The following is a 6,190-nucleotide window of genomic DNA, read 5'->3' as shown; positions in this document are numbered from 1 at the left end:
ATCAGGTGCCGTTGCGTAGGCGACGAAGGAGCAAGCAACGGCGCCTGATCGTCGGGACTTGCGGGGCCGCCGACTCGAGCGCGCCAGCGCTCCAACCAACACTGAACAAAATTTCATCTTGGGCGCGACCGTGTGTGATCCTGTCCGGCGCGCAGAGCACATCGGCTACGTTGTCGATGCTTCACCCGAGGCTCTGCGCGTTGTACAGGAGTTGAGTCAATGGCGACGACCATCGAATATCTGCGGACCGAACCGGACTTGCCTCCGGTCGGTGTCGTCGATCGCACGCCGATCACGCCCGCCAAGAAGGCTGTGTTCGCGGGGATCGGCGTGCTCGGCGCCGGCGCGTGGACCTATCTCGCGATAGCGCGCGGAGAATCCGTGAACGCGGTGTGGATCGTGATCGCGGCGGTGTGCACCTATGTCATCGCGTACCGGTTCTATGCCCGGTTCATCGAATGGAAGGTGACCAAGCCGCGCGACGACGTGGCCACCCCGGCCGAGATCTACGACAACGGCAAAGACTTCATGCCGATGGACCGGCGGGTGCTCTACGGTCACCACTTCGCCGCCATCGCCGGCGCCGGTCCCCTCGTCGGTCCGGTTCTCGCAGCTCAGATGGGTTATCTGCCGGGCACCATCTGGATCGTCGTCGGTGTGGTGTTCGCCGGTGCGGTGCAGGACTACCTGGTGCTGTGGGCCTCGACGCGCAGGCGTGGTCGCAGCCTCGGCCAGATGGCGCGCGACGAGCTCGGCGCCGTCGGTGGTGTCGCGGCGATCGTCGCGATCCTGGCCATCATGACGATCCTGCTCGCGGTGCTCGCGCTGGTCGTGGTGAACGCCCTCGGCGAGAGTCCGTGGGGCGTGTTCTCCATCGCGATGACCATCCCGATCGCGCTGTTCATGGGTGTGTACCTGCGTTATCTGCGCCCGGGCAAGGTCGGCGAGGTATCCGCGATCGGCATCGTGCTGCTGCTGGCCGCCATCGTCGGCGGTGGCTGGGTGTCGGAAACCGAGTGGGGCGCGGACTGGTTCACCCTGTCGCGCACCACCATCGCCTGGTGCCTGATCGCCTACGGCTTCTTCGCCTCGGTGCTGCCGGTCTGGTTGCTGCTCGCCCCGCGTGACTACCTGTCGACGTTCATGAAGGTCGGCACGATCGTGCTGCTCGCCGCGGGCATTCTCATCACCATGCCGGTGCTGAAGGCGCCCGCGGTGTCGGAATTCGCGTCCAGCGGTACCGGCCCGGCGTTCGCGGGCAGCCTGTTCCCGTTCCTGTTCATCACCATCGCCTGTGGTGCGCTGTCGGGTTTCCACGCGTTGGTGTCTTCGGGGACCACGCCGAAGCTGCTGGCCAAGGAATCCAATGCCCGGATGATCGGGTACGGCGGCATGCTGATGGAGTCGTTCGTCGCGGTGATGGCCATCATCACGGCCTCGATCATCGACCAGCACCTGTACTTCGGTATGAACGCACCCGGCTCGCTCACCGGTGGCACGCCGGAGACGGCCGCCGCCTACACCAACAAACTCGGTCTCGACGGTCCGCCCGCGACGCCGGAGCTGTTCGCCGACGCGGCGTCGGATGTCGGTGAGCAGACGATCATCTCGCGCACCGGTGGCGCCCCCACGCTGGCGGTCGGCATCTCCGAGGTCTTCCACAAGTTCCTCGGCGGCGAATCGATGAAGGCGTTCTGGTACCACTTCGCGATCATGTTCGAGGCGCTGTTCATCCTCACCACCATCGACGCGGGCACTCGTGTCGCGCGGTTCCTGGTGTCGGACGCGCTGGGCAACTTCGGTGGCGGTTTCAAGAAGTTCCGTGATCCGTCGTGGCGGGTCGGCGCCTGGGTGTGTTCGCTGCTCGTGGTCGCCGGCTGGGGTGGCGTGCTGCTGATGGGTGTCAACGATCCGTTCGGCGGCATCAACGCGCTCTACCCGCTGTTCGGTATCGCCAACCAGCTGCTGGCCGCGATCGCGCTGACGGTGGTGCTCACCATCCTGGTCAAACGTGGGCAGTGGAAGTGGGCGTGGATTCCCGGTATTCCGCTGGTGTGGGACCTCGTAGTCACGATGACCGCCTCCTGGCAGAAGATCTTCTCCGCCGATCCCAAGCTCGGTTACTGGAAGCAGCACAGCCTGTGCCAGGCCGCCAAGGACGCGGGCAAGGGCTGCCTGACGGCCAAGACGCCGGAGCAGGTGGAGATCGCGATCCGCAACACCTTCATCCAGGGCACATTGTCGATCGTGTTCGCGGTGCTCGTGCTCATCGTGACCGTCGTCGGTGCGCTGGTGTGCCTGCGGGCGATCCGCACTGGTGAGGTGACCAGCTCCGAGTCCGAGGAGCAGCCGTCGAAGATCTTCTCCCCCAGCGGTTTCGTGTCGACGAAGGCGGAGAAGGACGTGCAGAAGGAGTGGGACGTGCTCATCGCCGAGGGCAAGGTGACCGCGCCCGGATCGGTGCACGTGTCGTGAGTTCGGCCGGGGATGCGGGCGGGCGGTCCATCGGATCGGCCGCCCGCGCCCTCGCGCACCGCGTCTGGACGGGCGCGCGCTCGGTGGCCCGGTGGTACAGCGCGATCAACGGCGGCCAGGACTACCAGCGGTATGTGGCCCATCTGCGCCGCAATCACCCGGGCCGCCCGGTCCCGTCCGAACGCGATTACTGGCGCGAACGCTATGCCGAAGCCGAGCGGAACCCCACCAACCGCTGCTGCTGAATAGGTGGCCGATTTCCGCTAGCACCGGGCCGGGCGCGCTGTCATTGTGGACAACGTGACCATCACGGCTTTGGACTTCGAGCGCTGCTACCGAGCGGTGTCGACCCGCGACTCCCGTTTCGACGGGCAGTTCTTCACCGCGGTCCGCACCACCGGCATCTACTGCCGTCCCTCGTGTCCGGCGATCACGCCCAAGCGCACCAATGTGTCGTTCCTGCCCACCGCCGCCGCGGCCCAGCAGGCGGGGTACCGGGCGTGCAGGCGTTGCCTGCCCGATGCCGCGCCCGGTTCACCGCTGTGGAACGTGCGCGCCGACCTGGCCGCCCGCGCCATGCGCCTGATCGGCGACGGGGTGATCGAGCGGGGTGGTGTGCCCGAACTCGCCGCGACACTGGGCTATTCACAACGGCAATTGACCCGGGTGCTCACCACCGAGCTGGGCGCGGGACCGCTCGCGCTGGCCAGGGCGCACCGCGCGCACACCGCACGGCTGCTGATCCAGACCACCGACATGCCCATGTCGGATATCGCGTTCGCGGCCGGCTTCGCCAGCATCCGCCAGTTCAACGACACCGTGCGCGAGGTGTTCGCGGTGAGCCCGACCACGATGCGCACCGAATCGCGTCGCTCACCACGCAACGATGTGGAGGCGCCCGCCACACCCGGGCTGCTGACATTGCGGCTGCCGTATCGCGAACCGCTCGATACCGGCTGGCTGGCCTGGTTCCTGTCCGCCCACACGGTGCCGGGCATGGAGCTGTGGGAGAACGGGGTGTACACGCGCAGCCTGCGCACGCCGCATGGGCACGCGACCATCGGGTTGTCCTTCCGGCCGGGACATGTGCGAGCCGAACTGGCCCTGCGGGACATGCGCGATCTGGCGCCGACCGTGGCCAGGGTGCGACACCTGCTCGATCTCGACGCCGATCCGCTTGGAATCGATGAGGCATTGGGGATCACGCCGAACGTCGGCGGCACGAGCCCGTTCACACCGGGTATCCGCGTGCCGGGTTGCCTCGACGGACCGGAACTGTTGTTGCGCACCATGATCGGGCAGCAGATCTCGGTACGGGCGGCGTCGACCCACACCGCGCGCCTGGTCGAGGCGCTCGGTGAACGGATCGAGGGGCCGGTACCACTGCTGTTCCCCACGCCCGCGGCCATCGCCGAACACGGTGCCGAGGTGTTGACCGGGCCCGCCCGCCGGATCGCCGCGATCGTGTCGGCCGCGCGGACGCTCGCCGACGGCGAACTGGTACTGCATTCGGGCCGGACCGCCGACGACCTGCGCCGCGACCTGCTCGCCCTCGATGGCGTCGGGCCGTGGACCGCCGACTACGTGACCATGCGCTCCCTGGCCGACCCCGACATCCTGCTCGACACCGACCTGGTCGTCCGCCAAGGCGCCGCACTCGCGGACATCGACCTCACCGACACCGAACGCTGGGCGCCCTGGCGCTCCTACCTGTCCATGCACCTGTGGAAGACGGCGCTCGTGCAGCGCGGCGCCGTCCCACTGCCCACGTACTCCTGACGGAAAGAGACATCATGACCATCACGCACGCCGACTACGCCACGGTCGGCACGCCGATCGGACCGTTCACCATCCTCGTCGACGCCGACGGCGCGGTCCTGGCTTCGGGCTGGACCGCCGACGCGACCGGGTTGGCCGGTCTCGTGCACGCGAGTCTGCGACCGGCCGAACTGCGGCAACGGGATTCGCTCGGCGAGGTCACCCGCGCGGTCATCGACTATCACGCGGGCGATCTCGCCGTGATCGACGCGGTGCCGGTGCGTCAGCAGTCGGGTGAATTCCTCACGCACGCTTGGGAAATCCTGCGCAAGGTGCCCGCGGGTGAGCCGGTCACCTACACCGAGTTCGCGGGGCTGGCCGGTCGGCCCGCGGCCACCCGGGCGGCGGCCAATGCCTGTGCGCGCAATGCGGCCGCGCTGTTCGTGCCGTGTCATCGGGTGCTGCGGATCGGCGGGGCGCTCGGTGGGTTCCGGTGGGGACTCGAGGCCAAGCGGTGGTTGCTCACCCACGAAGCGTGAGTGGAACCAGACCAGTTGTCCACGATTGGATCTTTCGCAAAGGTCCAGTAGCGCGCACGATGGTGCGCATGCTTACTCGCCGCCTGGTCGCCCTGTATGTGGGCCTGTGGTTGTACGGGACGTCCATGGCGGTGATGATCCGCGCCGGGCTCGGGCTCGATCCGTGGGACGTCTTCCATCAGGGCGTCGCCGGGCACGTGCCGTTGAGTTTCGGGATGGTGACCGCGCTGACCGGCGTGGTCGTCCTGCTCGCCTGGATTCCACTGCGGCAGCGGCCGGGGCTCGGCACCATCAGCAATGTGGTGGTGATCGGGGTGGCGGTCGATGTCGGCCTGTGGCTCATCCCGGCGGCGGAACAGCTGTGGCTGCGCGTGCTCGCCATGATTGTCGCGGTGGTGGTGAATGCGGCCGCGACGGTTCTCTACATCGGCGCCGGAATGGGTCCAGGACCGCGCGATGGACTGATGACTGGCCTGGTCGCCCGGACCGGCTGGTCGGTGTGGACGATCCGCACCGGCATCGAAACGTCGGTGCTGGTCACCGGCTGGCTGCTCGGCGGCAGCGTGGGGATCGGCACCGTCGTGTACGCCTTCGGCATCGGACCACTGATCCAGCTGATGATCCCCCACCTCGACGGGCGGCTGCCCGGGTTCGAACCGACGACCCGACCCGAACCCGTTCCCGCATAACGCCGGGCCGCCTTCGGCAACCCCGGTTCAACCCTCGTCGAGCAGCTGCGCGACGAGCACCTCGGTGGCCCATCGCTGCCACTCCTGCGATGTCCACCCACGCTCACCGACCAGGAGCCGGTAGGTTTCCGGCGCGGTGATCGCCAGGGCGATATCGGCCGCGCGTTCCACCGACAGTCCTTCGCGCAGTGCGGCTTTCGTGGCCAGCTCGGCGGCGAGCCGTTGCTGGACGATCAGCCGTTGCTCGACATTGGTGCGCCACATCTCGGCCAGCTCCGCATCCGTCGATGCCGCCGAACGCACCACCTCGAGCAGCGGTGCGACCCGCGCCAGAATCTCGGCCGCCGCGAGGACCTGTAACCGGATCTGTTCGCGCGCGGGTGCGGCCAGCGCCTCGGCGAACCACGGACGGTCCATGGTGGCGATCGGCTCGGCATCGCCCGCGATGTCGGTGTCGAGCAATTCGACCAGGATCGCGCGCTTGTTCGCGAACGTGAAGTACAGCGACTGAACGGCCATGCCCGCCCGCTCGGCGATGGCCTTCATGGTGGTCGCCGCATACCCGCGTTCGATGAACAACTCCCGGGCCGCGCTGAGCATGCGGGTTCGGTTCGCGGTGGTCTTCGCCGCGCGGACTCCTGCGGTGCGTTCACTCATGCGAGCATCCTACTTGACTAGAGCACGACTCTAGTGACACTCTCGCTAGAGTTACGCTCTAGTGAAAGGTGC

Annotated in this window: 6 protein-coding genes; 5 read left to right on the top strand and 1 reads right to left on the bottom strand. The window is 67.6% G+C overall.

The genetic code is table 11. The features are described from left to right. Positions 1-219 precede the first annotated feature (219 nt). From ACSVDM_RS25515 to ACSVDM_RS25495, 5 genes are all read left to right on the top strand, one after another. On the top strand, positions 220-2,475 hold the full coding sequence (locus ACSVDM_RS25515; RefSeq protein WP_439268393.1) for a carbon starvation CstA family protein: 2,256 nt from the start codon (positions 220-222) through the stop codon (positions 2,473-2,475). Continuing rightward, a complete protein-coding gene (locus ACSVDM_RS25510; RefSeq protein WP_439268392.1) occupies positions 2,415-2,720 on the top strand; it encodes a YbdD/YjiX family protein in 306 nt (101 codons plus the stop codon). Before ACSVDM_RS25515 ends, ACSVDM_RS25510 begins: the two co-directional genes overlap by 61 nt. Before the next feature lie 46 nt (positions 2,721-2,766). After that, positions 2,767-4,254 carry an AlkA N-terminal domain-containing protein gene (locus ACSVDM_RS25505; protein ID WP_439268391.1) on the top strand — a complete coding sequence of 496 codons (1,488 nt, stop codon included), beginning with the start codon at positions 2,767-2,769 and terminating at the stop codon, positions 4,252-4,254. A gap of 14 nt (positions 4,255-4,268) precedes the next feature. After that, complete coding sequence (locus ACSVDM_RS25500) at positions 4,269-4,772, top strand: methylated-DNA--[protein]-cysteine S-methyltransferase (protein WP_439268390.1); 504 nt, start codon at positions 4,269-4,271, stop codon at positions 4,770-4,772. Positions 4,773-4,840: 68 nt separating this feature from the next. Continuing rightward, positions 4,841-5,461 (top strand): YczE/YyaS/YitT family protein, encoded by a 621-nt coding sequence (locus ACSVDM_RS25495; protein WP_439268389.1) that lies wholly within the window; start codon positions 4,841-4,843, stop codon positions 5,459-5,461. A gap of 27 nt (positions 5,462-5,488) precedes the next feature. Here ACSVDM_RS25495 and ACSVDM_RS25490 read toward each other — a convergent pair whose 3' ends face one another. Further along, the gene (locus ACSVDM_RS25490; RefSeq protein ID WP_439268388.1) at positions 5,489-6,118 is read right to left on the bottom strand and encodes a helix-turn-helix domain-containing protein; all 630 of its coding nucleotides are present in this window, start codon (positions 6,116-6,118) and stop codon (positions 5,489-5,491) included. Positions 6,119-6,190 lie beyond the last annotated feature (72 nt).

Source organism: Nocardia sp. JW2 (assembly GCF_051843015.1).
Lineage (GTDB): Bacteria > Actinomycetota > Actinomycetes > Mycobacteriales > Mycobacteriaceae > Nocardia > Nocardia coubleae.
This window is presented reverse-complemented; position numbering and strand designations above follow the sequence as displayed.